Here is a 26,312-nt window from a genome sequence, read left to right as displayed (position 1 = left end):
CATTCTAGCACAATATGCACTTGGCTTACTGTAGTTCCTCCCTGGTTATTTTTAAAACATTTTTTCCAAAATCATCCACTAACAAAATTTGTTCAAATTCTTCACAATTTTCGTTTGTATATTTCAAACTAAATAATGCAAACAAAGCATCAACAAACATTACATCAATACTGCTCCCATCTACATAAAGGGAGTCAATATATTTTTTTATATAATCTTTAATTGATTCTTGAGCAATTTTTACCATATCAAGTTCATGCAAACTTCTACTTTCTTCGCTAAATAACGGCTTTCCACAAGTATCCATACTAATTACAGAACTTGCCGTTGATGTCATTATGCGTTCAAACAACAAATATCTTTTAAAAAAGGCAGTTTCCTTTTGAAAATAGTTTTGATTAACAAATAATGCTTCTATTGGGACATTACGTTTTCCACCTGTTACCGAGTCATAGTATCCGCAATACAGCCCTTGTAAATCAAATGATACAAAATTGCTCAAAAAATACTGACATGTACCACAAGAGACAAAATCGTAAAAGGCATATGTTCTGCCTTCTTTAATGCCCAGTAGCTTCATATACTTATTATAATTTTGACGAATCTCTCTCGATCGCTTATAGATTTTATCTTTGTGAGACATTGCATAATCCAGTACAGAATTATACTCTGAATTATGTTCATCCAGCATATCATTATCATTTAAATCGAACCTTTCCTTCACAACCTCCTTCCATGAACAGTCAAATGGAGCACTCAACATCCATTCTATGTCTGCATCACTGCTTAAGCCGGCACGTGCACACAAAACCCGTGAAGCTTGAAAATAGACACTGTCCGGAAGTCCGTTTCTGGTTAATCGCATGTAATCGTATAATTCTTGTATTAAAAAACCATCTCTTGCAGAAAAAAGGACCTTCTCATAATCCCCTTCTAAAAGTTTATCCATCAGCCACAGCATCACTTTCAAAATCACTGGCGCAAAATAAAGGTAGCTTATATCTTTAATGCTATCTACATATGGTCTTCTGTCACTGCCATAAAGTGAAAACGGACTGTTAAAAATCTTAGCAATTAATAAGCCCAGCATTGAACGTTCATTAAGAGAAAGCTGTTTTTTAAGCATAAATCCATAACTTGATTTCTCTAACAATGCTAATGCGCTTTGAATAATATATACATCCATTCCATTGGATTTTGCGCAAAAGCCATCTGCCACTGCGTTATCACCAATATGTAAATAAGATTCTGCCGGATATAAATCCATAAATGTATGATATAAACCGGTATACTTTGTTTGATGGTAATCACAGGAGACAAGAATATCGCGATATCCTACAATACCAAGTTCGCTCAAAATAACCTCAATCAGCTCCTTTGGGAGATACATATCCGATATAAGATATACAGGTTTATTATTACTAACTGCATAATTCATCACTTGAACGATATCTTCCCGCCTGATTAGAACTGCCTTTTCTACAGAAAGTTCATAATCAAGCAATATACGTTTGATTGTAGATGTAAATCCCTCTCTTTTCTGGTAAGCATCGTATATCTGATATATGTTGGGACTGATACAATCTATTGATTGCTCAGCTAGAGCACGCCTATTTCGTAAATCGCATAATGCAATCCCTCTATTCCTAACCTTGCTTTCAACAATATAAAACACGTCTTCCGGAAACAATGTATTTCTCATTATTAATGTATCAAATATATCAAAACTTATTACTTCGTGCTGGTCAATCTCTCGTTTTATTTCCTCAATATTTTTTTCAAAACAGTCTTTTTGTTTTTCAATATTATCTACCAAATCGAATAGATCATTTCCAGACATATCTAACAGTTTTATATGATGCTCCATGCAAGTCTTACATATTCTATTATATATAGATAGGGTAGAGGAATGCTGTGCTGCTATAATGACTGCTTCCGGCTGTTGCAGGAGCATCTCTTCAATAGTTAGTATCTTTATCCCATCAAAATATCCAAAATTTATATTTCCATCAAGAATACCTATAATATTTCTGTCACTTAATGCATCCACTACTCTTTCTGCATTAATACCAGTTCCATACACAACAATTCTTTCATATTTAAGGCTTTTTATTAACTTTTCAATCCGATAGTCCATTTAGCGTTCCCTTAGTTTTAATAGTATTATAGACTCATACCTGTTTTCTATACTTATATTTATAATTTGTGAGTATAAAGCTTTTCTAAGGCCCTTGCCTGCTCTGCAATATCGTACCCTGCAGCTGTGATTTTCTCTCTCATATCTGCCCTGTCATATCCTTCCATATAAGTGCCTATCTTCTGAATCCACTCGTCCTCATCCAACGGCAGCCTGTCAACATTATCTGTTATGCATACTTCATCTGTTATACAGTCACTTATTATACATCGCAACCCTGAAGCTTGGGCCTCAACCAAAACAACCGGCAATCCTTCAAGCCTTGAAGGCAATACAAATAAATCTATCGCCGAAAGTAATTCATTTACATTATCCTGCCACCCCAGGAAGTTCACAGCTTCTTCCAGTTCCATCTCCTGCACCATAGCTTTTATCGCAGACATTCCTCCGCCTTCTCCAATTAGAACCAGACGAGCCTTATCATTCTTTTTAAAAATGCCTGCAAAAACTTTAATTAGAAACTCATGATTCTTTTGATATGCGAAACGGCCAATATGACCTATTACAAAACAATTATCCAGCCCTAGTTTATTCCTCGCCTGTAATCTGAAGTTTTGGTTAAAACTGTATTTCTGAATATCAATTGCATTTTTGATAATCCGTATATCATTTCTGGGAATCTGAGGCCCAAATAGCCAATCTGCTGCAAGCCTGGAACATGCCCAACAGTCAGTAGCATATCTCCTATCAAATTTTTCTTTATAATATTCATGAATTTCTAGCGCTCGTTCTCTTCCCTGTCCTAAATCTATTCCTGCACTATGCGAGTGAACGATTACTTTAGGAATATGCCGTTCCATAGCCAACTCTTCAATTAGAAATCCTACCCAATAGCTGGTATTCATATGAATAATATCATATCCCTCATCCAGAATCTGATTAATTTCCTTAATTAAGAGATTTTTGTCACTGCGCTCTGTTGCAGTAAATGTTTTTACGTTAATTCCAAGCTCCTTTACTTCCTTATATTCTGCCAGTTTCGCATTCCTTGTCAGGAAATCAAATTGAAACCGTTCTCTATCCATATGACGATAATAGTTCATAACATTTTGCTCCACACCCCCAATACCTGTTGTGGCTGCTCTATGGAGTACCTTTATTTTCTTTGTTTTCATCCCCAATTTTCTTCACCTCACAATTTCTTCGTTAGCTGGCTGATTTTCCGCATTCACACAACTCAATTATCCCCATATCCTTATGCAGCATAAAACAGCACAATTTACCATCCAGACAAGAAGCAGGCATGGGTTCTGAAAGCATTATATGCCCCCCTTCCCGCATTTTTTTCACTGCAGCATTCATATCATCTACCTCATAACAGAAATGATACGGGGTATTTTTATACCTCTTTAATAACCCCCAAACAGATGATTCCTCCCCATCAGGTTCTATCAGCTCTATCCGATAATCACCATTAAGCATAAAAACGATATGAATCTTTCTCAGCGCATCATACGCTTTCTCCTTTTCCACAATAAAACCAAGCTTTTCAAATAAAAATTCACTTTTATTCAGATTCTTCGTTAAATATCCCACATGATGAATTTTCATAAAATCTACTCCTTCATATTCATAACCGCATCCACAATAGAACGGACTGATGTCATTGCCACAATTTTATCTAAACTTAGTTCAATTTTAAATTCCGATTCCAACGCCGACATAATCGTCATTTGTGCAACACTGTCCCAATCCTCTACGTCTTCCATTGTCATATCTTCAGTAACCAGCAATTCCGGAGCATCCAATACATCTCTTAAAATATCAGCAACTTTTTCAAATACATTATCTCTCATCTTCCTTCTCCCTCTCATAGATTAATCACATGATTTTTATTCTGATAATGGTCAATTTCCAGTTCCCAGGTACTGTTTCCATTCTCATCTTCGTCCTGCTTCACAAAACCAAACTCCGCAAACTTTTCTTTTAATATCTGATTTTTTGCCCCAGGAATATAGTAGCCCTTGATCTTTTCAATTTGGTTATCCATACACCACACCACAGCAGCATCCATCATCGCATACTCCATATTTCGTTTAAATACACGGCAGCTCATCACAAACAGACAAATATGAAGTATGCTGTTCTTCTTTTCTCCTATCATCAGGCTTACAATTCCATTATCGCCAAACACATCTGACAGCTGTCCATATAGCGTCATATAGCTGGAATCCAGCATTATCCTACGCACTTCTTCCTCTGTACAGCGAAGCATTGTAAAATTAAACTGATTTGTTTTATTAATCAGCTGAGTAATCCGGCTTACATACAAAGGTTCAAACTTTTTAATAACTGCCTTCATTTGGAGATTCTTCAGAAAATCATCATAATCCACAAACGTTTCCTGAAACCTGGAACGTTTTTCATTTTCACGATACATATCATTTCGCTTCAAGTCTTCTTTTGTCAGGACTGTTGACTCAAAATATCCTGCTGCATCTAACACCTGTATGAACCGTTCCGGCTTATCCTCATTTACAATGGATACCATCGGCAAATTGGTTTCAACCAACCTTCTTTCTGCCGGATTATCATCTATAAATACAATCTGTTCCAAACCTATGTTCAGAGCCTCAGCTATATATTGCAGATTAATATCCTTATTCTCCCAGTTACTGCGAACAACCGCAAAATCTTTTGCACGCAGTACACCTGATGGATGTTCTAACCCCTCCTCAACTGATTTCTGTTCATTTTTAGAAACAATAGCGAGTAAAATCCCACACTTTTTTAACCGTCTTATATATTGCTGCCATTCAAGATACATCTGTCCGCTAGCTGTCTCCGCACCCAACTCAATATTTTCTGCGCCACAGTCTCCAATAACTCCTCCCCAAAGTGTATTGTCTGCATCTAACGCAAGCACTTTTCTATTCTTACCAAAAAGCGATTTTACAATAGTAAATAAATTATAAGAAAATTCTGGTATAGCATTTATATTCAAAGCGTATTTATATAAATACCAATACCTTGGTTCCTGCCAACTGCGCAATCCAAAGCAAGCAGATATTCCATCTACATCATGAACATAGAAGTTGGCATGTGATTGCTTATAACGGTATATGTAATCATTTAACCGAAAGACAAAATTACTGCCTCCAGCTTCATCTGCTATGTCCTGATTTCCTAAGATTCGATATAGAGGCCTTTCAAAATTATTCTGGATGATTGGACAGCCATAGCGCTTCTCAAGCTGTTCCCACATCATTAAAAGCTTATCTTCTTCCTGCTTCAATTTATCCTTGATATGATTTTCGCTGTCAGTGATGTCCGGCATACTATTAATATTTCTTGTGCTGGTATGAATCCATATAACCTGAGGTCTAAAATGCTCTAATTCCGGATTATCAAACACTGCATCTTCCCAGTACTTTCCGAATTCAGACTGATAAAATTGCGGTTTTATACCCTCGTTGAGCAGGAACAACTCCAGTATATCACATATATCCGCTACCGTAGAACCACACAGCACCGCAATTCTGATTTCCAGCCAATTTTCCCGCTGCTCTAAACATCTTTTCTTTAATGCCCTCTTTTTTCGCAGCACCCCTGCACTGTCAAAAGGATACTCTAATTCTTTTATCATAACACATTATCCTATTCTGGTTAGCTTTCCGTATTGTCCGCACTCTTCGCAATTTAGAGCCTTTAAGAGTTTGTAACGCTTTCTCTCGTTTACAAGTGTAAACACATCTATTCCCTCCTTCTGCAGACAATTAACCAAGTAGCTTTCCAGTACAGTACCGTACGGTAAATTTCTATGTTCCGGATGTACAATCAATCCACTTGTCACTGCCAAATTGGCTATCTCTGCAAAAGTTGCTATATGAGCAATTATATGGTCTTGGGCTCTAATCACATAACTGCGCCCCATTCCATTTTTCATACGCTCAGATAATTGTAACGAAAGTTCTGATTCTTCATAATTTTCTGAAAATAAAGAATCCATTCTCATCAAACGTGCAATCTCATCAGAATCTGATGGTTCCGCCTTCTGAATATGTATCTTGTCCGATATCAATGTTGTATAATGTTGAAAACGAAATACATGGCCAAAGGTTTCTTCATAATATTCTTGACAATATACATTTTTTCTCAATCGCTCAATTATATCTCTGCGCGCCGATATCATTCTTATACTATATTCTTGAATCTTGTCCAAAACCGCATCCAGACTCCAGTCCTCCGAAGCAGCATAAAGCTGCAGACTGTCATAATATTTCATCAGCACCAGATTCATTCCATCTTCTTCCACCCAAACCTGCATATGCGGGGAACAAAAACCATACTTACAAATATCCATATAAATATACAGACAATTTCCTAAATCTTTTTTTAGATAGCCTAACAGAGAATCCCTGTCCTCTTCTCCTGCCAAACGCATGCTCATTTTCTTTTCCTTTACAAAATACTTTTTAACGCCTGAATCAGCTCATCATTTTCTTTTCGGTTTTTCACTGCAAGTCTAATGTATTTCTCTGACGGGACCCCATCTTTTGCCGTCAAATCTTTAATCAGGATATTATAATCTTTTACCAGGATATTTGCCACATCCTTCGCATTAATCTTCCCGTGAATGCAGCACATAATGTAGTTTGCCTGGGACGGGTATACGCGCAGGCCTCTCAATTTCTCCAACTCCGCAATCATGCGGCTCCGCTCTTCTGCAATTTTATCACAGGCATCCAGATAATCGTTTGCATATAACCCATGGATTTGAAGAAAGTATTCTGCCATTGAATTAATATTCCAGATCGGCATCTGGTTTCGCATTTTTTGTAATATTTCTGTGTTTGCCGACGCTGCAATACCTAACCGCAGGCCTGGAACACCATACGATTTGCTGATGCTTTTAATTACCAGCAGATTGGTGTATTTTTGCAGCAAATCGTCATCTAATAATGTATATCGGATACCCCCATCTGCGAAATCAACAAAAGATTCATCTATAATACACAGAACATCCTTCTTCCTGCATTCATCAATAATCCTCAGCATGTCCTTCTGTAAAATAAAACTGCCGCTTGGATTATCAGGATTAATGAGAGCTACCGCATTCATTCCATCAATTCTTCTTAGAATGTCGGCAGAGCCCACTTTAAAATCAACCTCCGAACTATAGAGCCTGTGAACTGTACAATTCTTAAAACAGCGAACATATTCATTAAATACAGGTACGACTGTCAGAAGATTTCCTTCCAGCACCTCCCCAAGTACATTGATGAGCTCCGCTGCACCATTTCCTACCAATATATAATTCTCTTCGACACCAAACATTCTTGCCGCATTCAAGTTCTGTGTCTGGAGGCCAGAAGGATACTCTCTCAACAGTGTCTCATAAAAATATCTCATATGGTCCACCATTTTCTTTGGAGGATAGTAGGGATTCACCAGATAACAAAAATCCCTTAGTTTAGGGAACCGCCAAAAGCCGCCATAATTATTATCATATGCATGAAACTGTTTATCATCTTCAGCAAAAATCGTCTCCGCAATCCGCAAATCCTGAACGTCATCAATCTCATACCAGTTGTAACCTTCCAAAACAAAGGCCTTTAGTTGTGAGTATTGGACATGCGCCAAAATTTTCAGCACTAATTCATAATATTGGTTTACACCATAGGCTTTTATGTATGCCTCTAAAAAGGGAATATACTGTTTTTTTGAAAATTCCTTACTGAATTTGTAAATATTAACCGTCTTATAGTAATCCTCGACTTCTTCATACCGAAAATCTGCTTTTGCGACAAAATCTATAATATTTCTTTCAGAGTCCAACAATACAACAGTACCATCCATCCAGTGCTCATACTTAGCAACGGTCACCATATTATCATATGGACTTTTTACAATTTCAGAAATTATGTTTTTATCAAAAATCAAATCTGATTCTAAAAGAAGCGTATCATCCTTCTCCAACTCAAATTTAGCAAGAAACAGTGAATAAATATTATTTGTTTTCTGATAATCCCTATTATATATAAATACCAGTTCCATATCTTTAGCAGTCTCCCGAAGATATGCTTCCAGCTGCTCACCTTCATATCCCACAACCATAATGAGCTTATGTATCCCGGCCTGTTTTAATGCGGCTACCATTCTGTCAATTAAACGCGCATTTCCAACCCTTACCATGCACTTTGTGCAGCTTCTTGTGTATTTTCCCAAACGCTTACCCATTCCTGCCGCCAGTATCATTGCCTGCATTTATATATCCTCCTATTCGGCATCCAAGTCGACTAGTTTAATTTCACTTACCGGATGTACTTTTCGCTTATCTTGTGGCGGAAGCTGCATATAGTCTCCATAAGTCCAAGATAAGTATTCATCCTTATCCTTCATTCCTGATAGCTTATGCCCCTCAAAAAGCACTGGTTCTAACCGCTGATACCATTTCCTATGGTATCCAAAATCTTTAGTAGGAGACGGGAACATCAGCATGCGTACTAACTTTGTCTTTTTCTGATTGCTTTTTTTTATAAACTTCTCATAATGTGAAAAAACGATATTCTCAGGAATATTGGACATTAAGCCAAACCATATACGCATCCACCATCTCTTATCAGCTTTTTTGCCCACCTCAGACCATAAAATCTTTCTAATACAAAAACAGTGGAAATTGTGAATACACCGATGCAAATAATTGTCAGGAATTCCGTCCATCGGAAAGATATCAATAAACACTCCCTGCTCATATGGCATATGCTCCTGAAACTCCCTGGTAAACACCGTACCTTTACGCCGCAGTTTACCATATCCCCAGCGATACCCCTTTGTATTCCTGTTATCCTGAAAATAAAATCTACTGGAATCCAATTCATTTTCACATGCGATCCTGAACTTTTCATACTCAGAACGGAGCATACCGATATCTGCGTCATCATCCCATGGAATAAATCCTCCATGCCGCACTGCCCCCAACATTGTACCCGCAATAATTGTATAATGAATCCCACATTTTTTACAAATACGATTAACCTCAATCAGCATTTCCAGCTCTATCATCTGAAGCTGCCGCAATGTCTTGCTATCTAATTGTATCATATATTATTCCCCAATCTTTTACCACGTATAAACTGGTGATTTCTTAATTAAATTCAGCTTTCTTAAGTATACTTCACACCATTAAAATTGTAAATAGCAATTACCGGATGGTCATTTATACCATCTATTTCTCTTCTATTCAAAGCTCCAAATTATCTATATTATCCTATTTCTCCTTGACACACCGCCCCATATCATGTACATTCTAGTTAATCAAGGAGGTTCCTATGCAAAACACCACTTTCCACACCACATCCCTACTAAAAATATCTGATGATACCGCATTCATCATTCAATGTTACCATACCATGCTTGGCCGCTCTCTGGATCCATTCGAGATGCAGCATGCCATAGAAATGCTGTCTAAAGGCCTGTCAAGAAAGGGCTTCATCTATTGGATTGCCCGCTCCCCAGAATTTGGGAGCCGCTTTTTTATAGAAGGAATTGCTTCCTATAAATTAGACTGCTATCTTTATAAAGGCATGGAAAAACTGTTTAAGCTTCTGCATTTAGATATTATATCCACATATAGCAACGACAGTTTTTCCATACCTCTCCACTGTGGCCGCTTTGGGTTCTTAGCAGAGCAGTTCACCGAGCACGACTATTCCTTTGATACAGAGTACAGTGCATTAGCAGAAGGCCAGATTTCCCAGATTCCTGCCTGCCTTCCTAAGCTGACTCCTCCAACCTGTATCGGTCACCTGGCTTCTGTACTGAATTCGGCAAATCCGGTTTTAAATATCGGAGTGGCACATATTAAAGGAAAAGAAATGATAAAACAAATAGAATTCCTTTTATCTGCCCCTAAAAACGGTTGCTTTATTACAAACCCAGACATCCTTTTTAACCTGCTTACTACAGACAGATTATCCTCCTTTGCCAATTCCATCGAGGATACCTTTGTCCTCACCATGCCCCAGCTGCCTCCCTCCCAGACATATATAAATATTGTATGGGACAGAAGTTGGAATCGGCTGGAGTTTCGCCCTGACGGCACTCCCTGCCGCTGGATGTCAGGACCAGAATTAAATGGTTCCATTTATCTTATAAACCATAGCATGGATTATCGCCAAATTACTCTTAGCTTTACACTGACAGTCCTGGATATCAACAGTGAGGTTTCCATTTTCTTTCATGGAAAAACCGTCCCAATCAAATGTTCCAACACAAAGCGCAAGGTTACTCTAAGATTGTCCCTAAATCCAGGCTGCAACACAATAACCTTCCATTATGTCGGCAGAAAGCTTAAACTGTCTGATGCCTCCGGACGTCCGGCGCTTCTATCGGTTGACAATCTTGTTTTGTCTTTCACCGACTCAAGCTATCAGCCGCTTTCCGGAGAATCGGCATACAGTATGGATGAACAGAGTCACGGAACCGGCTACTATCCTTACCTGCTTCCAGATTCTTTCATTCGTTCACAACTTCATCGAAACGGATTTTTTGAAATCAGTGCTTACCGGATTTCAAAAACATATGCTGTCATCCCGCTCCCCACTACCAGATATGACTATCTGAGAGATGAAAGGAACCATGACTGCTTCTACATTTTAAATGCAGGCAGCAAAAAAGAGGTTGAGTCCTCCTTTTCATCTGTCATTGTGTACATTGCCCGCAGGACGGGACGTCTTTCACCGGAATTTTATAATTATGAACTGGAGGAACATTAATCTTGTCAACTCAAACTTATAGCTACATTTTTCATGGATATGGAGGCGAAAATTCCCTCATGCCCCTGGTAAGCTTCATGGAAAGCAGGGGACATCAGGTCCTGGTAATAGATGACCAGAAGTTTCCTTATGAACGCGGCGAACTGTACCACCGTTTAGAGGACATGAAAAAGCAGAGCGGCATTGTCCTGATTTCCTCCGCCCATGTGTGGTTCGATGAATTTAACTATCACTATTTCTACGGCAAAGACCGCAATATGATATCGGTCATTGAGCTTATAGATTTTTTAAAGCCAGCCTATACAGTATTCTATCCCCATGATATGGAAAGCTTCGTTCATTTCAGCGAAATTCCGTGGCTGGACCTCTTTGATATGGTAATGCTTCCCTATGCCCACAATCTATACTACCGCCTTTTAGGATGCTGCCGCAGGGTTGAGGTTGTTGGCTGGATGAAAAAACAGCGTACGGTAAATCCGGTCATCGACCAGGAAAATCCGGTATATTCCCCGGTATTCTTTCCCAGCAATATCATCACATTCTACGAACAACTGGGCGCCGAAGGATATGCCGATTGGTTCCGCCGCTATACTGGCCCGAATATTCCCCTTAAAATGCCTGCTGGCGACGCAGGAATCACACCTATTCTGTCAGGAGAAGGATATCAGATTCTTGATTCATCCCAATCCGTATATGACGTGATGGCCGGACATAACCTGATTATAGGCAGCGGCCACAGCTCCATCATATTTGAGGCTGCTTTCAGCGGCATTCCGGTTATCTCTCTTCTGGACGGCGTCTTTCCGGATGAAGAGTATATTAAGAGCTTATCCGGCATCAAAGGCATTTATCCCTTACATCCGGAGGAACTGCTGGGATTCATAAAGGACATCAATACCCGCCACATTTTATTGGAAAGTGGTCCTGATATACTGATGCCCTTTGATTTTGAACGTGTATATAAGTATCTGACTGAATTCTCAGAAAACTAGTCGTACTTCATTATGCATTTTTCACTTCCCACTTATGAGCCAGCCGTGAAATGCCTGTATCCTTCACGTCTGAATACATTTCAAATGAAAATGCTTTTGCGTAGCTGTCAATCGGGAAGCTGTCTTTGCTCTTTATTGAAAAGTCCATAGTATACTTCCCGTTAAGCAGCTCCAGATTTTCAAAAACCAGATGAATTTCTCCATCCCTTTCCAGCTTTATATAATCCATCTTCTCCGTCCTTGTGTCAGTTGAATAGCATTTAACCCCGTCTCCATTATAAACCTCAAGCCCAATGGAGGCTTCCTCTACTTTTTCCATCACCTTGTAGGATATACTTAATGTAACAGATTCACCTGTTCTAAACACATTAGACCCACTCCCTTTACCGGAAATCACCTCAACTGTTTTAATCCGAACCCTTCCGTCACCAGGACGTTCACCTTCTCCTTTTCCCTTTCCGGCAGCAGCTGCCTCAGGACGCTTCTGCCCCATATACTCCAGATAAGCCGGATGGACCTCCCTTGGTTTTCCTTCCTTCTGAATCTTTCCTTCATGAATCCAGATACTTCTCTCACAAATTTCTTCAATCTGGCCCAACGAATGTGACACGATAACAATGGTTGTTCCGTTTGCTTTAATCTCCCTTAGTTTATTAAAACATTTTGCCTGGAAATTCGCATCACCTACAGCCAGAATCTCATCTACCAGAAGGATGTCCGCATCCACGTTAATAGCAACGGCAAACGCCAGGCGCATATACATACCTGAGGAATACGTCCTTACCGGATTATCTATAAATGCTTCCAGCTCCGAAAACTCAATGATATTATCAACTCTTGCATCAATTTCCTTTCTTGTCAGGCCAAAAATGGATGCATTGGTATATATATTCTGACGACCGCTCATATCCGGATGGAATCCCGCCCCAAGCTCAATCAGGCTGGATACCCTCCCACGCATCTCTATCGTTCCTGAATCCGGATACATAATTCTGGTCAGAAGTTTCAGCGTTGTACTCTTTCCGCAGCCATTATGGCCTATCAGGCCTAATGCTTCACCCTTTTTTACCTCAAAGCTAATCCCCTGAAGAACCTGACGTTCCTCATATTTTCTTCTCTTACTGAATAAGACCAGCTCCTTCAAGGTCCTCCCTTTATCCAAATATACCCGAAAGCTTTTCTTTATATCATGAACCTCAATTGCATTCTCAGCCTTCATTGTGTTCCTCCAAAAATTTCTCTAAATAACCAGAGAACAGTGATGTAACTTTATCGTATTCAAAACGCTTCAGCTGCTCCTTTTGTCTGGAGATAATTTCTTTTCGCAGTGTCTCATCCTGAACCAGCCGGTTTATGATTTCTGCCACCAGCTTCGGATCCTTATCCTCTGTCAATATCCCCCCATTGCCCAAGGTATCTGCTATTGCCGAACTGTCGTAAGCCACAATAGGTACGCCGAAGTACATTGCCTCTACCAAGGGAACACAGAACCCCTCATGCTCGCTCATACAGGCAAATACATCTGCAACCCGATAATAAGCCAGGATTTCATCAAACTTTATGTGGCCGGTAAAATATACATCCTTAAGTTCCAGCGCCTCTGCATATCGCTTCAGTTGTTCATAATACTCTTCCATCCCTGTATATTTTCCCACCAGGAACAGACGCGCATCCTGATCCATATAATTCTTATAGTAAAAGAACGCCTTAATTATGTCTTCCTGCTTTTTGTTAGGCGAAATCCGGCCAGTGAACAGAATATTGGTTCTCCCGTCTCCGTATTTATCCAGAATTTCCTGAGAAGGGGCCTTATCATAATCCTCATATGGCACGAGAATCGGAAGAATATCTATCCTTTGCCTGTATCCCATCCTTCTCAGGTCCTGCTTGTTGAATTCTGAAACAGCAAGGCAGTAATCCACCTTATCCGCCAGATACTCCGCATCCTTCAGCCCTTTATGACAGTTTAGCTGAAGCTCCACGCTGAAGTCGCTGAAAAAGCGGGGCGGGGTAATATTGTGATAGTAAATGACCTTGCGGCAGCAAAAATCGCCGAACCTCCGGTTCCAGCTGGTTCCATTGGACAAGTGATTGATAACCACATCGTCTTTGTGCAGCTCCGGCATATACTGTATTCTCTTAGCCGCTCCTGCCGGCAGTCTGGTATCAATCTCTTCTGCATATACCTCTGTCTCATAACCCAGCTTTTGTATGGCCTCCTTCAGAGCCAGCACAACATTGCCTATGGCGTCTCCATAAGAAAGGCTGCTCAGCATTTGATATACTCTCATCCTTTTTCCTCCGAAAGCTTTTTCTCCAACCGCTCCAGCCTAATCTCCTGCTCCCTGCAGATTTGCCTTAATTCCTCTATCTGCTTTTCCGTCTGTTCATTGTCCTTCATTTGCTGAAGCACAAAATTCCGCAACTGAGTCATAGCGGATGCGGCCTTTAAATTAAAACAATTCTGAGCGTCCCACAGCGGTCTCAGATGAAACTGATACAGATTTTTAATGATTCTTTTGATTCTGGGCCCCCTGCCTGTTATGGGCCGGTCATATTCTACATAGGAGCTGTGGTTCATATAGCTGATGTCACGTTCCATGAGCTCCTCAAAGAAATCCAAATCCTCCTCCCCCTGCTTTTGGGCGCGGACAGAATTAAAATCCAGGGCTTCCTTCGGATAGCTTCTTTTTTTTACATTATTCCGTAACTCCTGCATTATCTCCTCTACTTGAATTAAGTTACCCATTTTCAATCTCCTTTACTCTCATCCAGGCTACAGTTCCTCGGCAAAACGGCGTTTCAGCTTTCCAAAAACCAGGAAGCCAATCACCAGCAAAATCATCCCCATAAGAACCGCATGCAATAGTGTCGTCAGTCTCGGAACCTTTCCATAATACAGAATATCTCTGTATGCCAAAATAATAGGTGTCATCGGATTCAAAAGATAGATGGCCATAAAACGTTCCGGTACGATATCAATGGAATACATAACCGGCGTCAAAAACTGCAGCGCCATGGTAATAATCTTCAATAAATACTCCATATCGCGTATATATACAGTGATGGCCGACACAAAAAGGGCAGATCCCAGACACAGCAGATATTCCACTATCGCTATAATCGGAAGACACAAAAGCGCGATCAGGTTCAGCCCCCGTCCGGATATCAGCACCACCACAAGAACCACCACAAAGCTCAGCAGCATGTTGATAAACTGGCTTGTAACATACGCTATAGGCAGAACCTCCCTTGGGAAATAAATTTTCTTTACCAGGTCCTGCTGGGACCGGATGCAGGAACACCCTTCTGACACGGACATGCTGAAAAACAGCCAGGGAACCAATGCCACAAAAAGGTGGAGATAGTAGTCTTCCACATTGCTTCTCATAATAACAGAAAAAACAAAGGTATACACCACGAGCTGCAAAAGCGGATTCAGAAACGTCCAGAAAAAGCCCAAAGCGGATCCCTTATAACGTCCCTTTAAATCTCTCCGTACAAGGCTGAATATCATCTCTCTATATGCATAAATTTCTTTAAACAACTGCATCGCTTTCCTCCAACGTGGATAATTCCTGATATATTTCCTTTAAAGTCCGCGCAGAGCGCTCCCAGGTAAACCGCTGTACTCTCTTGCTCCCTTTTCGGGACAACTCCCCGCGCAGCGTCTCATCCTTCGCCAGCCGCTCCATTCCCCGGCAAATTGCTTCAACCGACTCCGGATTCACTAGCAGGGCTGCGTCTCCGAGAACCTCCGGTAGAGAGGCTCTGTCGGAAGACAGCACCGGCGTTCCACAGGCCATGGCTTCCAAAGGCGGAATGCCAAAGCCCTCATATAAGGACGGAAATAAAAAGGCAACGGCCTCCGCTAAAAGGACAGGCGCTTCCCCGTCTTCCACATAACCGGTAAAAAGGATGTCATCGCCCAAATTTAATGCCTCTGCGGTCTCATATATATCATCGCAGAGCCATCCGCGTCCCCCCGCCAAAACCAACTGTGGCGCATCAGGCATTTTATCGTGAAGCCTGCCATAAGCCTCGATCATTCTTTTTATATTCTTTCTCGGTTCGATGGTTCCCAGGTACAGATAATACCTGTCCTTAATATGATATTTTTCCTTTACAGCTCTCACCTTCTCCGGTGTCTGACAGCTGCCGAACTTTGACCGGTCTACTCCCAAATGCATGACACGTATCTTTTCTTCCGGGACGCCCAAATATCGAATCAGCTCATCCTTACTGAACTGCGATACAGTCACAATCATATCCGCGCGGCGGCATGACCCCTTCAGTACTAATTCCAGCCACTGTCTTGTCCTCAGTTTTACCGTTTCGGGGCATGCTTTATACGCCATATCATGGACAATGGTAACCCTTTTTCCTTTAACTCCCGGCGGTACAAAGAAGTTAAAGAATTGCGTAACCTCACATTCCCTGCCGAAAAACAATGAATAGGGCACAGGAATAAAGGGCCATATGAGCTTATAATACACAAAGCGGAACCATCGGCAGGGCCTGAGCTTGATTCCCAGATCTTCGTATTGTCTCAGTCCCTTCAAACGCTCACCCGGCTCTTTTAATGAAAAATACTGCAACTGATATTCATCATGGCCTTCCATTTGTACCAAACTCCGTATCAGGTTATCCGCACACCACCCGATTCCGGTCTTATGGCGGTCCAGCAGAAGCTGGGCTTCAAATCCAATTTTCATCTATGCTTCCTCCCCAATCAGCTTTTCATAGAGCGTCCGCAGTTCCTTCAGCATGTTGCTCTGGCTGAAATGCTCCTTAATCCGTCTGCAGGCAGCCGCTCCGTACGCTTCCCTGGCTTCAGGATGCTCCGCCAGCCAGTTCATGGCATCTGCCAGATCGGATGAATTCTTTGCCTCTACTGTCAAACCGGTAACCCGATGCAGGCTGACGTATGGAACCCCGCTTTTCAAATTTGTATTAATGACCGGCTTTCCATATGCCATTGCCTCCATTTGTACAATACCAAATGCTTCGCTTTTTTCTACTGAAGGCAATACAAATACATCACATTTACGAAAGCACTCATCCAGAACACTGTCAGCTACTTCCCCCAAGAAGGACACACGGTCCGTAAGCCCCAATTTCTCGGACAGTTCAGTCAATTCCGTCTTAAGCGGTCCCTCACCCACTATGTCCAGATGGCCATATTTCACTTGGCTCATGGCCCTGATGAGCACATCACACCCTTTATAATATACAAGTCTCCCTACAAAAAGAAAGCGGATATCACTGGATGAATTGACAGTTTTTACTTTCACATATTCATCAGCCCGCTTCTCCATGTTCTTTTCAACTCCAAACGGAATTACATGACATTTATCCTTATATGGTCCCAAATAAGAAGAGCCCTCAATATGACCCTCAGATGCGACCACGATTGCATCAGCCCGCTTTAAACACTTCTCCATAATCGGTCTGTAAAGCAACATCAGCTTTTTCTGACGCACAACATCACTGTGCCACCAAATAACCAGTTTGCCGCTATAACCTGATGTCACAGCCGCTAAATCCGCCATTGGAAAAGGCAGATGAATATGAACAATATCCTTTCCCTTTGACATAGTCTTGAAATTCCGAAAAAAGGAGGGTGCTATTGGTAAAGATAAAAGCATCCCTCTGCTTGCACAACGAGTAACAGGAACCCCATGTATGATTTCCTTAACCTCATTTCCTTTTACCTGGCAGGTGAGAACCTCTATATCAGTAAAATCACGCAGACCCTCCGAAATATCCTGTATCACTCTTTCAATTCCGCCTCTGGCCGGATAATACATACGGCTGACCTGAAGCACATTTAATTTTTTCATATCTACAGCTTTCTATCCTTTTCCTCCATGGTTTCGGTGAGATCCCCGCACTCTTTGGTAATAGCAGCTGCCTGTTCTTCCGAGAACCCTTCCGTGCTTTCCTTAATCAAAAGAATCTTTATCGTTTTAAAAATAATTTCAATATCAAGCCAAATCGAGTAATTCTGGATATACATCAAATCCAGCTTCAATTTATCATATGCAGTGGTGTTATACTTGCCATAAACTTGAGCATACCCCGTAAGCCCGCCTTTTACCTTTAAACGGTATACGAATTCCGGTATATCCTTTGTATATAACTCTACGTGTTCAACCCGTTCCGGTCTGGGTCCGACGACGCTCATCTCACCTTTTAATATATTAATAAACTGGGGCAGCTCATCAATTCTCAGCGCCCGAATCACTCTGCCTACAGGCGTAATTCTGGGATCCTTGTCTGCGGCCGGGACAGATGTTCCCGCTGCTTCGGCGTTGACAATCATGCTGCGGAACTTATAAATATCGAATATCTTGCCATCCTTTGTATATCGCTTCTGCTTAAATATAACCGGCCCCCTGTCATAGAGCTTAATGCAGACTGCTGTTACCAGGTAAACCGGCGAAAGAATCACCAGCGCACACACAGCTATGATAATATCAAATGTACGCTTTATGAACTGTTGTTCAAAGCTAAGCCCAGTATTTCGCGCAAGCATCAAAGGGGTATCAAATAAATGTAGATTCTCTGCGCTCCGTATGATAATATCAGATATCTTTGGCACCATATAAGTCCGGATAGATTCATTATAACAGTATTTTAAGAGCTGATTACGCATCTGCGAAGGAATATCGCAAAGTATCACTCCTTCATACTGCTTTGCTTTTTCCTTTATTACATCCATACCTTTCGATATATGTACCAGTTCCTTGATATCATACCTGTCCGCCCTGCCGTAAAGCTTAACCATAAGCGAATAAACCGGACGTTCCCCATAGACCAGTACCACCTTACGCGGAGGATATATTCGAAGGTATATCTGTGTGCAGATCACACTCCACACAGTAATCCACACCCCCTCTACTCCTGTCATAGCCAACAGCGGTACGGGGTTTTGAAAATGCTTTGTTAACAAAGTAATTTGCAGATATATGAGAATATTCGCGCAAAAGCTTGTCAGCACCTGTGAGTATATAATATTAAATATCCTGAGATACCCAATCCTCAAGCCGCCATAAATGGCGCTGAATACCAGCAGAAGAATACCATATACTGCCATAATCAGCCAGTTACCTGTACGGTTGTAGGGAAATTCCATGAATCCATTGTAATATTTCAACCATACATGTCCATACACCATCACTTCCAGGCCTATGAGAACCGCACTGAACAAAAATCTTACCATTCTCTTGTATGGCTCATAATCTTTTTTCATAAACAACAAACTCCCATCGCATGAAAGCGCTTAACATTTGCCGTATCTTAAATAAACATACCGTTAGAGTATAGCATTATCTTCCCAATAATGCAATAAGCCAACCGCCAAGTACCGCTGGATATTGCTTACATTCCTTACATTATTCAGTATTTCCTGATACATCCCGGACCGCCGCTACACCAAGCATCATGAGGGTCAGCATTATCGGCGCAACAATAGGTACGCTTATGTTAACCGCCGCCTGAGCACCATAGCAGATAACCGCAAATGCAATTGCAATCAATTCAGGTCTTTTTTTCAATGTACGGAGCATCTCTGTAATCGACGTTAAAAGCAGAGCTAAATAGGCAGTAAGGCCAACAATTCCGATTGTAACTAAATACTGTAAGTATTCGTTATGTGCGCTGTCAAACTTTTCACCATACCTCCTGACCATGTCTTCAAAGTAATTTTTCACTGTAATGATACCAAACGTATCCGGTCCATATCCAAACAATTTATGGTGAATGGGCTGCTTCTGATAAAATTCCATCCCAATTCTCCATATATACCCCCGGTGCGTTCCCCAGTCATCATTTAGAAGCAGATACTGGTTTAATGCCCCATATTTTTCTATGTTTCCTGCAATATTCACATCATAAAGCATGTAGATAACTCCCATACAGACCAACAAAATGACGCTCAGCCAAACCCATCTTCCAATATTGCTGCCGCTGTGCAGCGGATGATTTTTCGGAAGTTTATGTGCAATTAAATATAAACACACAGTACATCCCCATAGTCCAATGATAAGATATGTTAATCCGCCGAATGACGCAATCACATTCATCAGTCCCTGAAACTCAATTACATGATTGGGAAACTTATAGCTAAGGGTACCTATAACCTGAAACTCTGTAAACAAAACAGCTAATAACAATACATACCTCTTTACTCCATCTATATTCCTGAAAAGGTAAAGCGGAAGGAGACCAAAAAGAACAAGCAATGCCAGATATGCATTATCACTTATACCTACAATCAGCGCGAACAGGGATATGACCGCTGCAATCAGATACCATAACCTTCTGTATGTGTTTTTCTCAACTGAAAACATCGCGGTTCCCATTCCGGATACCATAGCCACATAGGAAGTATATGTGTTGATATTACCAATCGTAGACGTGAAAATAACATAATCATCTCCCCTCAGACCTCTTTTAAAGCCAATGGGGTCAATTTTAAAGAAATGCAGAATACCAATCATGCACGCAACGATACCCGCTGCCAGGAACACATCCAGATACCACTGCCTGTATCTCAGGCATCGGCTGATAACAAAAAAGCTGATTCCATACAGCAGTATCAAAAACATTCCCATGTATCTTCCCTCATTTCCCCAGAAAGATTCAAAACGGTACTCTGACTGCAAGGTAGATACGGTAACCGCAATCAAAAAAATTATCATAGCCCAGTCTGACTTTTTTAAAGCATTTAATTTGGCCTTTGAACGCATTTCCTTTACAGCATTCCCACCAAGCTCATGCCTATCCTTATACCAGAAAAACACTGCACCGGCCAGCATTGCCACAATCATCAGAATAACAGAACCGTAATAGAAAACATATTTAGCCACTAATATATCATAATAATAATCATGAAAAACCAATGGGAATACAGAAATTATAAGCACGGTAAAAATACCTGCCACAAATGAATTGAATTTTCTCCAGGCTTCCAATAATTTTTTTGTTCCCTCATTCGATGTTTCTTTTGTCTTTATATTATCCATAGGCTTGCACTACTCTTTCTTATTCTTTTTCCAAATACTTAATCAGTATATCATTTTACCCATTATTCCGCAACTTTATGACTCAAGAAAACCGAATGATTTTTTTATTTTATTTCTGATGTCGAATGGTTCTCTCATTCGGAGCTGCTTTTTGTGGTGAATCATTTTTCCTTGCCATAAAAAAACCTCCAAACTGAGTAATTTTATCTTACATCAGTTTGAAGGTTTACACAAACTTTGGGACGCTTCCCCATGGGAATTTTTATCGGAGAAATTTATTCGTTCTCAACCCACACGCCATCTTTATCTACATGATATCCGTCCGGTGTAGTCTGACTGGTGACCATGAGAGAATCCCCACCGAAATAATACCATTTCCCGTCCGTATCCTGTTTCCAGGCATTCGTGACATAGCTTCCGTCCGACAGTTTATATTTCCAAGTGTCTCCGAATTGCTCCCAACCTTCCTGAGAGGTATTGGATGCACTGTTTTCGCCAGGCCCGCCGCTCTTTTGATTCACGATTGTGGAGGCATTTCCATCCCAAACGCCGTCAGCATTTACATAATAACCATCAGGAGTTTCCTTATCGGTTACCATATATCCTCCTATATTGAAGTAATACCATTTTCCGTCTGCATCTTTGAACCAGGTATTCGCAGCATAATTGCCCGTACCCATGAGATAGCGCCAACCTTTTTCGTCCTGTTTCCATCCCGGCATATAATTAGTCTTTTCGCCCTTTGCATTTACGTAAATCCCGTCAGGAGTGACGGTATCTACCAGCATGATACCCTCATCATTCATATAATAGGATTCACCATCAACCCTGAGCCATCCGCCTGCCACAAAGTTGCCGTCCGGTTTACGGTATTTCCGCTGATTGCCCTCGGTTACCCATCCTGAAGTCATGGTTCCGTCATATGCTCCTGCATCTGATCCGTCCACATTAATAAGATATTTTCTGACCTCAGGAGGCAGCTCAGAAGCAGAAACTCCGTTTGGCAAATGCACAACATCAACAAAACGCTCATTACTTGAATAATTTTTATTGTTCGTAAGCAAAACAATGCGGGTGGTCGGTTGTATTCCTTCAGGAAGAGATGACCAGTTATCCGGTATTGCCCAGACACCGCCTGCATTGACCAAATCAGGAACCTGTCCCCATGGGCGTGAATACTTGTTTGGCTGGAATGTATAACCATAATCGTAACCACGGTTCAAGATGACATCACTTTCGTTAATGGTATTCCCTCCTACAAGGATTGCAAATGACTGTCCATTTCCATAATCTACCGGACGCCATGTAAAAAGGTAGGCCCCGCTGTTTTCCATTGTTATAGACGGGGCCGTCTCTGCCAATGTTGGAATTGTGCTTGACAGACCTATTAACATTGCGGTCCCCAATATAAGGATTCCTTTTCTTATCATAAATACCTCCAGGAAAATCATTCTATGTATTATATTTTACGGTAACATGTCCTCCATATCAAAAAGAGAAAGCGCTATGACTAATACGATAGATCAGTCACAACGCCTTCCCCCTTATAGCCAGACTACACCGACTTATTATTTATAATTAATCTTCTACGTAGATACCAATAATCTTACCGCCCTTAGCTACTACATACTGGAAGTCATTGCCATCTTTGTTCTTGGACTTGTTGTCAATCACTTTACCAGATGTATTTACCAGGAAGTACTTATCAGTGTCCATACCCTTACCGTCGTTGATAATATACAGTTCCTTAATGTCGTCAACCTTCTTGTTAAGACCAAGTTTAGCAATATTCTCTTTGGTAACTTCTTTAGATGTTACGTTATCGCCAAGATCCTTAACAAAATCGGCTGCATCATCCAGTTTTACGTAACCCAGAGAATCAGTATCATCAACAGCCTTAACTACCTGATATTTCTCCTCAGATCCAGCTTTTAAGAGCTTACCAGACTGATAGAACTTATCATCCTTCTCTCCTGTACGGCCAGCACCCTTGCTTCCGCCGGACTTCTCGAAGTAGAAGCTGAAGTTATCGCCATCAATAGAAACAGTGGTCTTGTTTGTTCTCATAGCGCCATCATTTCCATCACCGAAGTAATAGCACTTGTAACCAAGCTTATTAAGCTTAGGTGCGTTCTCATTGAATCTGTCTTCATCATCGAATGGATAGCTGTCATCGTCGTCAGCTTTTACGTCTAAACCGCTGCCGTCATCCTTGATAAACTTAAGTCCGTCAATCATACGGCCGTCATTACGGAACGCATACTTCTTGCCCTTGATGGTCTTGAACTCGCCTGCATACAGGTTGCCGCTTCCGTCTGCATAGTACCATGCATCTTCATCATCGTTGTATTTATCGTAGTTCAGATACTCAGCTGCTACTACCTTAAACCAGCCCTTGCTTACGCGGGAACCATCCTCAACGCTGTTGAAGTATCTCCACTGCTCAGCATACTTAGCAGATACACTGTTGGTAGCTGATGTGCTGTAGCTGTCTCTTGTACCATTCTTAGAAGCTGCCTCAACATCCAGAGACCACTCTGCTGTCATAGCGCCATACTGGTCGAACTCATATTTCTTGCCATTGATGGTCTTGCTCTTCTGGAGATCACCATCTTTAGCCTGAACCTTCTTACCATTTGACTGGAAGTAGAACCAACGGCTCTGATCCTCATCATCGTTGAATACAGGAGCAATCTCATAATCATTGGTTGCTTCATCGTATGTGATATCCATCTGCAGCCAGCCCACAGTCATAGCGCCATCATCTTCGCCGCCGAAGTAGTAGGTACCTTCCTTGAAGCCGTCGCCGTCTGTATTGTCTACGCGCTCTGCATTGTCCTCAGAAACCCAACCGTACAGCATCTTGCCTTCGTCATCAAAAGCATATTTCTTGCCGTTAATTGTCTTCAAAGCAACCTTTGCATTGTCGCCATTCTTTAATGCCTTGCCATTTGCCTGGAAGTAATACCAGTAATGGTCTGGCTCATTATCCTGTCCTGCATCCTCGTTGTCAATAGCTACCCACTGGTTAGCTGCCATAACACCGTTGATGTCTACATAGTAATAGTTGTCGCCGTCCTCAATCAGCTGATCGATAGCCATTTCTCCATTGCTGTCTAACCAATACCAGTTGTTACCGGATTTCTTCCACTGATCGGTTGCTCTCTCGCCGTCTCTGTTGTAATATACCCAAGTACCGTCTTCCTCAGCCCATCCTGTAGCTGCGAAAGAAGTCATGGATGCACCAATAGCGAGCAGTGCTGCTGTTGATAATACAGCAACTAACTTTGTCTGCTTTCTCATAATTAATGCACTCTCCTTTTTTTTTGAAATACTTTTTGAAATTCCTTTTTTTGCATTACGAGTTGATTATACTTCGGATAAGGAAAATTATCAATAGTTTTTTTGCATTTTTTGCATTTTCTACAAAATTATGTAATATCGACAATTCCATCCGTCAAAAGCTAACCAGCTCCATCACACGCACTTAGTATATTATAAATTCCGTAAAAATACCATAACTTTTACCTGTGCATTTTCTTACATAATTATTACAAAGATGTTGTGTCTCCCGTAGATTGCACTTATATCTATACACGTCACCAGATTTAAGAGCAGCAGCAGAATTAGAACATCATAATTTTGTTATCTTTGTAATCAAAAGAACAAACGAGCGCCACCTACGGAAATCACTCCATGGGCGACGCTCGTTCATATAGCTCCAGATATCCTGCTCCATCAAGCCATGACTATAATAATTTTAAATTATTATTTCAATACAGCTTCATAAGCCTCCGCCATCCCCTTGTTCTGAATCAATTCATAATATTCCTCTACCATGGGGATCATCTCGCTAAGATTAGCATGCCAATAATCTTCCCGCTTCATAATTTCTTCTACAGAAGCTGTCCTCATAAACTGCATTATCTCATCCCCATCATTAGCCTTGTCTGTACGGTAAAAGGAAATTAATGCCGCCATAGAAAAAGTAAGAGCCCTTGGATAGCTGCCGAACTTTTCTTTGTACTCCAAAATCGTCGGAAGAACCCTCACCTGGAATTTGCTGACAGAATTCAATGCAATGCTTAACAGCTGGTGCTTAATAAAGGGATTAGAGAAACGTTCCAAAACAGCTGCACCAAATTTGCGGTTATCCTCCGTGTCACCAATTGTAGGAATGATTTCTTCAAAGATACATTTCTTTAGAAATGCAGACACCTTATCATCCTTCATGCATTCTCCAACCGTCTCAAGCCCATACAGATACGCCCCCAGCACCATGGAGGTATGTCCTCCATTCAGAATACGTACCTTTCTCTTTTTATATGGATGAACATCATCTGTCCAAACAATATTATAACCAGCCTTTTGGAATGGAAGTTCATCTTCATGGTGTCCGTCAATAACCCACAGATGGAATATCTCGGCAGTATCTATGAGCTTATCCTCATATCCAATCTGCTTTGTCAGCACCTCAATCTCATCTCTTGGGTATCCTGTTACAATACGGTCTACCAATGTGCTGCAGAAATCATTTTCATCTTCCAGCCAGGTTTTAAATCCATCCTCCAGCTCCCATAGCTCTGCATACTGAAGAACGCATTTTTTCAAATTGTCCCCGTTATCATCAATCAGTTCACATGGAAGCAAAATAAGTCCCTTTAAGCCGGCTTTATATCTCTTATATAAGAACTGAGTAAGTTTAGCCGGATATGATTTTGGAGGCATATCAGTCAGCTTCTCTGTTCCCAGGTATTCAATTCCTGCCTCGGTAGTGTTGGATACAAGCACCCTTAAGTCCGGATTCTCTGCCAATGCAATGTATTCTCCATACTGGGTATATGGGTTCAAAGCCCTGGATATAGATGTTACATGTGTATGCTCATTCACTACCTGTCCATTATCAATCCCACGCAGAAACAGATTATACTCACAATTCTGGTCCGAGAGCATCTGGCACATACCTTTTTCGATAGGCTGAACTACTACTATTTTTCCATCATATAACCCTTTCTCCTGGAGCTTGTGAAAGAAATAGTCCACAAATCCGCGCAGGAATCCGCCTTCTCCGAACTGAATCACGGTCTCTTTTACACTTTTACTCATTATTATTACCTCCATCATTTTTGTAAGTGCTTACATTTTTAGCGGCAAAACTTTTCCTTTAAGTTTCTGCGATAACTATACAACATCTTTTTACATTTTGCAATAGCTTAGTATATATTTTTGTAAGCATTTACATTTTTGTTTGGTTTCTTTCCTCTTTATGATTTTCAATTCATTGTAGTGACAGCAGGTCCAACAAAAAACCGCCGCGCCTCAACATGTCTCCACGTCTCAGCACAGCGGTCTCTGCATTTAAATCAACCTCAGCCTT

General features: G+C 41.0%; 21 protein-coding genes. 2 read left to right on the top strand and 19 right to left on the bottom strand.

Features of this window, described 5'->3' with window-relative positions:
• Positions 1-25 precede the first annotated feature (25 nt).
• The 8 genes from G614_RS0100260 to G614_RS0100225 are packed head-to-tail and all read right to left on the bottom strand — an operon-like array spanning position 26 to position 9,241.
• Entirely contained in the window at positions 26-2,137 is a 2,112-nt protein-coding gene (locus G614_RS0100260) for a hypothetical protein (protein WP_049948030.1), read from the bottom strand.
• Positions 2,138-2,196: 59 nt separating this feature from the next.
• On the bottom strand, positions 2,197-3,312 hold the full coding sequence (locus G614_RS0100255; protein WP_027640312.1) for a glycosyltransferase family 1 protein: 1,116 nt from the start codon (positions 3,310-3,312) through the stop codon (positions 2,197-2,199).
• Positions 3,313-3,343: 31 nt separating this feature from the next.
• Positions 3,344-3,748: a VOC family protein gene (locus G614_RS0100250; protein WP_027640311.1), complete on the bottom strand. Its 405-nt coding sequence runs from the start codon at positions 3,746-3,748 to the stop codon at positions 3,344-3,346.
• Positions 3,749-3,753: 5 nt separating this feature from the next.
• A complete protein-coding gene (locus G614_RS0100245) occupies positions 3,754-3,993 on the bottom strand; it encodes an acyl carrier protein (protein ID WP_027640310.1) in 240 nt (79 codons plus the stop codon).
• 14 nt (positions 3,994-4,007) lie between these two features.
• Positions 4,008-5,783 carry an HAD-IIIC family phosphatase gene (locus G614_RS0100240; protein WP_049948029.1) on the bottom strand — a complete coding sequence of 592 codons (1,776 nt, stop codon included), beginning with the start codon at positions 5,781-5,783 and terminating at the stop codon, positions 4,008-4,010.
• Positions 5,784-5,789: 6 nt separating this feature from the next.
• On the bottom strand, positions 5,790-6,587 hold the full coding sequence (locus tag G614_RS0100235) for a GNAT family N-acetyltransferase (RefSeq protein WP_027640308.1): 798 nt from the start codon (positions 6,585-6,587) through the stop codon (positions 5,790-5,792).
• Positions 6,588-6,598: 11 nt separating this feature from the next.
• Entirely contained in the window at positions 6,599-8,404 is a 1,806-nt protein-coding gene (locus tag G614_RS0100230; protein WP_003525046.1) for an aminotransferase class I/II-fold pyridoxal phosphate-dependent enzyme, read from the bottom strand.
• A 12-nt stretch (positions 8,405-8,416) separates the two neighbouring features.
• Positions 8,417-9,241: a LicD family protein gene (locus G614_RS0100225; protein WP_003525044.1), complete on the bottom strand. Its 825-nt coding sequence runs from the start codon at positions 9,239-9,241 to the stop codon at positions 8,417-8,419.
• A gap of 227 nt (positions 9,242-9,468) precedes the next feature.
• Between G614_RS0100225 and G614_RS0100220 the strand changes: the two genes are divergently transcribed.
• The gene (locus G614_RS0100220) at positions 9,469-10,914 is read left to right on the top strand and encodes a DUF4214 domain-containing protein (protein WP_027640307.1); all 1,446 of its coding nucleotides are present in this window, start codon (positions 9,469-9,471) and stop codon (positions 10,912-10,914) included.
• Between the two features lie 59 nt (positions 10,915-10,973).
• Entirely contained in the window at positions 10,974-11,906 is a 933-nt protein-coding gene (locus tag G614_RS0100215; protein ID WP_242827959.1) for a hypothetical protein, read from the top strand.
• 10 nt (positions 11,907-11,916) lie between these two features.
• Here G614_RS0100215 and G614_RS0100210 read toward each other — a convergent pair whose 3' ends face one another.
• The 11 genes from G614_RS0100210 to G614_RS0100160 all read right to left on the bottom strand — a co-directional run bounded on the left by G614_RS0100210 (position 11,917) and on the right by G614_RS0100160 (position 26,041).
• Positions 11,917-13,125 carry an ABC transporter ATP-binding protein gene (locus G614_RS0100210; RefSeq protein WP_027640305.1) on the bottom strand — a complete coding sequence of 403 codons (1,209 nt, stop codon included), beginning with the start codon at positions 13,123-13,125 and terminating at the stop codon, positions 11,917-11,919.
• Entirely contained in the window at positions 13,115-14,197 is a 1,083-nt protein-coding gene (locus tag G614_RS0100205) for a glycosyltransferase family 4 protein (RefSeq protein ID WP_027640304.1), read from the bottom strand. Before G614_RS0100205 ends, G614_RS0100210 begins: the two co-directional genes overlap by 11 nt.
• The gene (locus tag G614_RS0100200) at positions 14,194-14,655 is read right to left on the bottom strand and encodes a hypothetical protein (RefSeq protein WP_027640303.1); all 462 of its coding nucleotides are present in this window, start codon (positions 14,653-14,655) and stop codon (positions 14,194-14,196) included. Before G614_RS0100200 ends, G614_RS0100205 begins: the two co-directional genes overlap by 4 nt.
• A gap of 27 nt (positions 14,656-14,682) precedes the next feature.
• The gene (locus tag G614_RS0100195) at positions 14,683-15,459 is read right to left on the bottom strand and encodes an ABC transporter permease (protein ID WP_003525031.1); all 777 of its coding nucleotides are present in this window, start codon (positions 15,457-15,459) and stop codon (positions 14,683-14,685) included.
• Positions 15,446-16,621, bottom strand: coding sequence for a glycosyltransferase family 4 protein (locus tag G614_RS0100190; RefSeq protein WP_027640302.1), 1,176 nt, complete (start codon positions 16,619-16,621; stop codon positions 15,446-15,448). The genes G614_RS0100195 and G614_RS0100190 overlap by 14 nt, the downstream gene beginning before the upstream one ends.
• Positions 16,622-17,749 (bottom strand): glycosyltransferase, encoded by a 1,128-nt coding sequence (locus G614_RS0100185; protein ID WP_027640301.1) that lies wholly within the window; start codon positions 17,747-17,749, stop codon positions 16,622-16,624. It lies immediately after the preceding gene.
• Positions 17,750-17,751: 2 nt separating this feature from the next.
• On the bottom strand, positions 17,752-19,161 hold the full coding sequence (locus G614_RS0100180; RefSeq protein ID WP_027640300.1) for a sugar transferase: 1,410 nt from the start codon (positions 19,159-19,161) through the stop codon (positions 17,752-17,754).
• 142 nt (positions 19,162-19,303) lie between these two features.
• Positions 19,304-20,935, bottom strand: a complete 1,632-nt coding sequence (locus G614_RS0100175; RefSeq protein WP_027640299.1) for an O-antigen ligase family protein — start codon at positions 20,933-20,935, stop codon at positions 19,304-19,306.
• Between the two features lie 275 nt (positions 20,936-21,210).
• The gene (locus G614_RS0100170; protein WP_027640298.1) at positions 21,211-22,365 is read right to left on the bottom strand and encodes a choline-binding protein; all 1,155 of its coding nucleotides are present in this window, start codon (positions 22,363-22,365) and stop codon (positions 21,211-21,213) included.
• A gap of 148 nt (positions 22,366-22,513) precedes the next feature.
• Positions 22,514-24,238 (bottom strand): argininosuccinate lyase, encoded by a 1,725-nt coding sequence (locus G614_RS0100165; RefSeq protein WP_027640297.1) that lies wholly within the window; start codon positions 24,236-24,238, stop codon positions 22,514-22,516.
• Between the two features lie 465 nt (positions 24,239-24,703).
• Positions 24,704-26,041 carry a tagaturonate reductase gene (locus G614_RS0100160; protein WP_027640296.1) on the bottom strand — a complete coding sequence of 446 codons (1,338 nt, stop codon included), beginning with the start codon at positions 26,039-26,041 and terminating at the stop codon, positions 24,704-24,706.
• Positions 26,042-26,312: the final 271 nt, after the last annotated feature.

Source organism: [Clostridium] clostridioforme AGR2157 (genome assembly GCF_000424325.1).
Taxonomy (GTDB): Bacteria; Bacillota; Clostridia; order Lachnospirales; family Lachnospiraceae; genus Enterocloster; species Enterocloster clostridioformis_A.
This window is presented reverse-complemented; position numbering and strand designations above follow the sequence as displayed.

Bases quoted from the DNA above. Each gene is read 5' to 3' on its own strand.
- G614_RS0100260 (WP_049948030.1), bottom strand. From the start codon at position 2,137: ATGGACTATCGGATTGAAAAGTTAATAAAAAGCCTTAAATATGAAAGA.
- G614_RS0100255 (WP_027640312.1), bottom strand. From the start codon at position 3,312: ATGAAAACAAAGAAAATAAAGGTACTCCATAGAGCAGCCACAACAGGT.
- G614_RS0100250 (WP_027640311.1), bottom strand. From the start codon at position 3,748: ATGAAAATTCATCATGTGGGATATTTAACGAAGAATCTGAATAAAAGT.
- G614_RS0100245 (WP_027640310.1), bottom strand. From the start codon at position 3,993: ATGAGAGATAATGTATTTGAAAAAGTTGCTGATATTTTAAGAGATGTA.
- G614_RS0100240 (WP_049948029.1), bottom strand. From the start codon at position 5,783: ATGATAAAAGAATTAGAGTATCCTTTTGACAGTGCAGGGGTGCTGCGA.
- G614_RS0100235 (WP_027640308.1), bottom strand. From the start codon at position 6,587: ATGAGCATGCGTTTGGCAGGAGAAGAGGACAGGGATTCTCTGTTAGGC.
- G614_RS0100230 (WP_003525046.1), bottom strand. From the start codon at position 8,404: ATGCAGGCAATGATACTGGCGGCAGGAATGGGTAAGCGTTTGGGAAAA.
- G614_RS0100225 (WP_003525044.1), bottom strand. From the start codon at position 9,241: ATGATACAATTAGATAGCAAGACATTGCGGCAGCTTCAGATGATAGAG.
- G614_RS0100220 (WP_027640307.1), top strand. From the start codon at position 9,469: ATGCAAAACACCACTTTCCACACCACATCCCTACTAAAAATATCTGAT.
- G614_RS0100215 (WP_242827959.1), top strand. From the start codon at position 10,974: ATGCCCCTGGTAAGCTTCATGGAAAGCAGGGGACATCAGGTCCTGGTA.
- G614_RS0100210 (WP_027640305.1), bottom strand. From the start codon at position 13,125: ATGAAGGCTGAGAATGCAATTGAGGTTCATGATATAAAGAAAAGCTTT.
- G614_RS0100205 (WP_027640304.1), bottom strand. From the start codon at position 14,197: ATGAGAGTATATCAAATGCTGAGCAGCCTTTCTTATGGAGACGCCATA.
- G614_RS0100200 (WP_027640303.1), bottom strand. From the start codon at position 14,655: ATGGGTAACTTAATTCAAGTAGAGGAGATAATGCAGGAGTTACGGAAT.
- G614_RS0100195 (WP_003525031.1), bottom strand. From the start codon at position 15,459: ATGCAGTTGTTTAAAGAAATTTATGCATATAGAGAGATGATATTCAGC.
- G614_RS0100190 (WP_027640302.1), bottom strand. From the start codon at position 16,621: ATGAAAATTGGATTTGAAGCCCAGCTTCTGCTGGACCGCCATAAGACC.
- G614_RS0100185 (WP_027640301.1), bottom strand. From the start codon at position 17,749: ATGAAAAAATTAAATGTGCTTCAGGTCAGCCGTATGTATTATCCGGCC.
- G614_RS0100180 (WP_027640300.1), bottom strand. From the start codon at position 19,161: ATGAAAAAAGATTATGAGCCATACAAGAGAATGGTAAGATTTTTGTTC.
- G614_RS0100175 (WP_027640299.1), bottom strand. From the start codon at position 20,935: ATGGATAATATAAAGACAAAAGAAACATCGAATGAGGGAACAAAAAAA.
- G614_RS0100170 (WP_027640298.1), bottom strand. From the start codon at position 22,365: ATGATAAGAAAAGGAATCCTTATATTGGGGACCGCAATGTTAATAGGT.
- G614_RS0100165 (WP_027640297.1), bottom strand. From the start codon at position 24,238: ATGAGAAAGCAGACAAAGTTAGTTGCTGTATTATCAACAGCAGCACTG.
- G614_RS0100160 (WP_027640296.1), bottom strand. From the start codon at position 26,041: ATGAGTAAAAGTGTAAAAGAGACCGTGATTCAGTTCGGAGAAGGCGGA.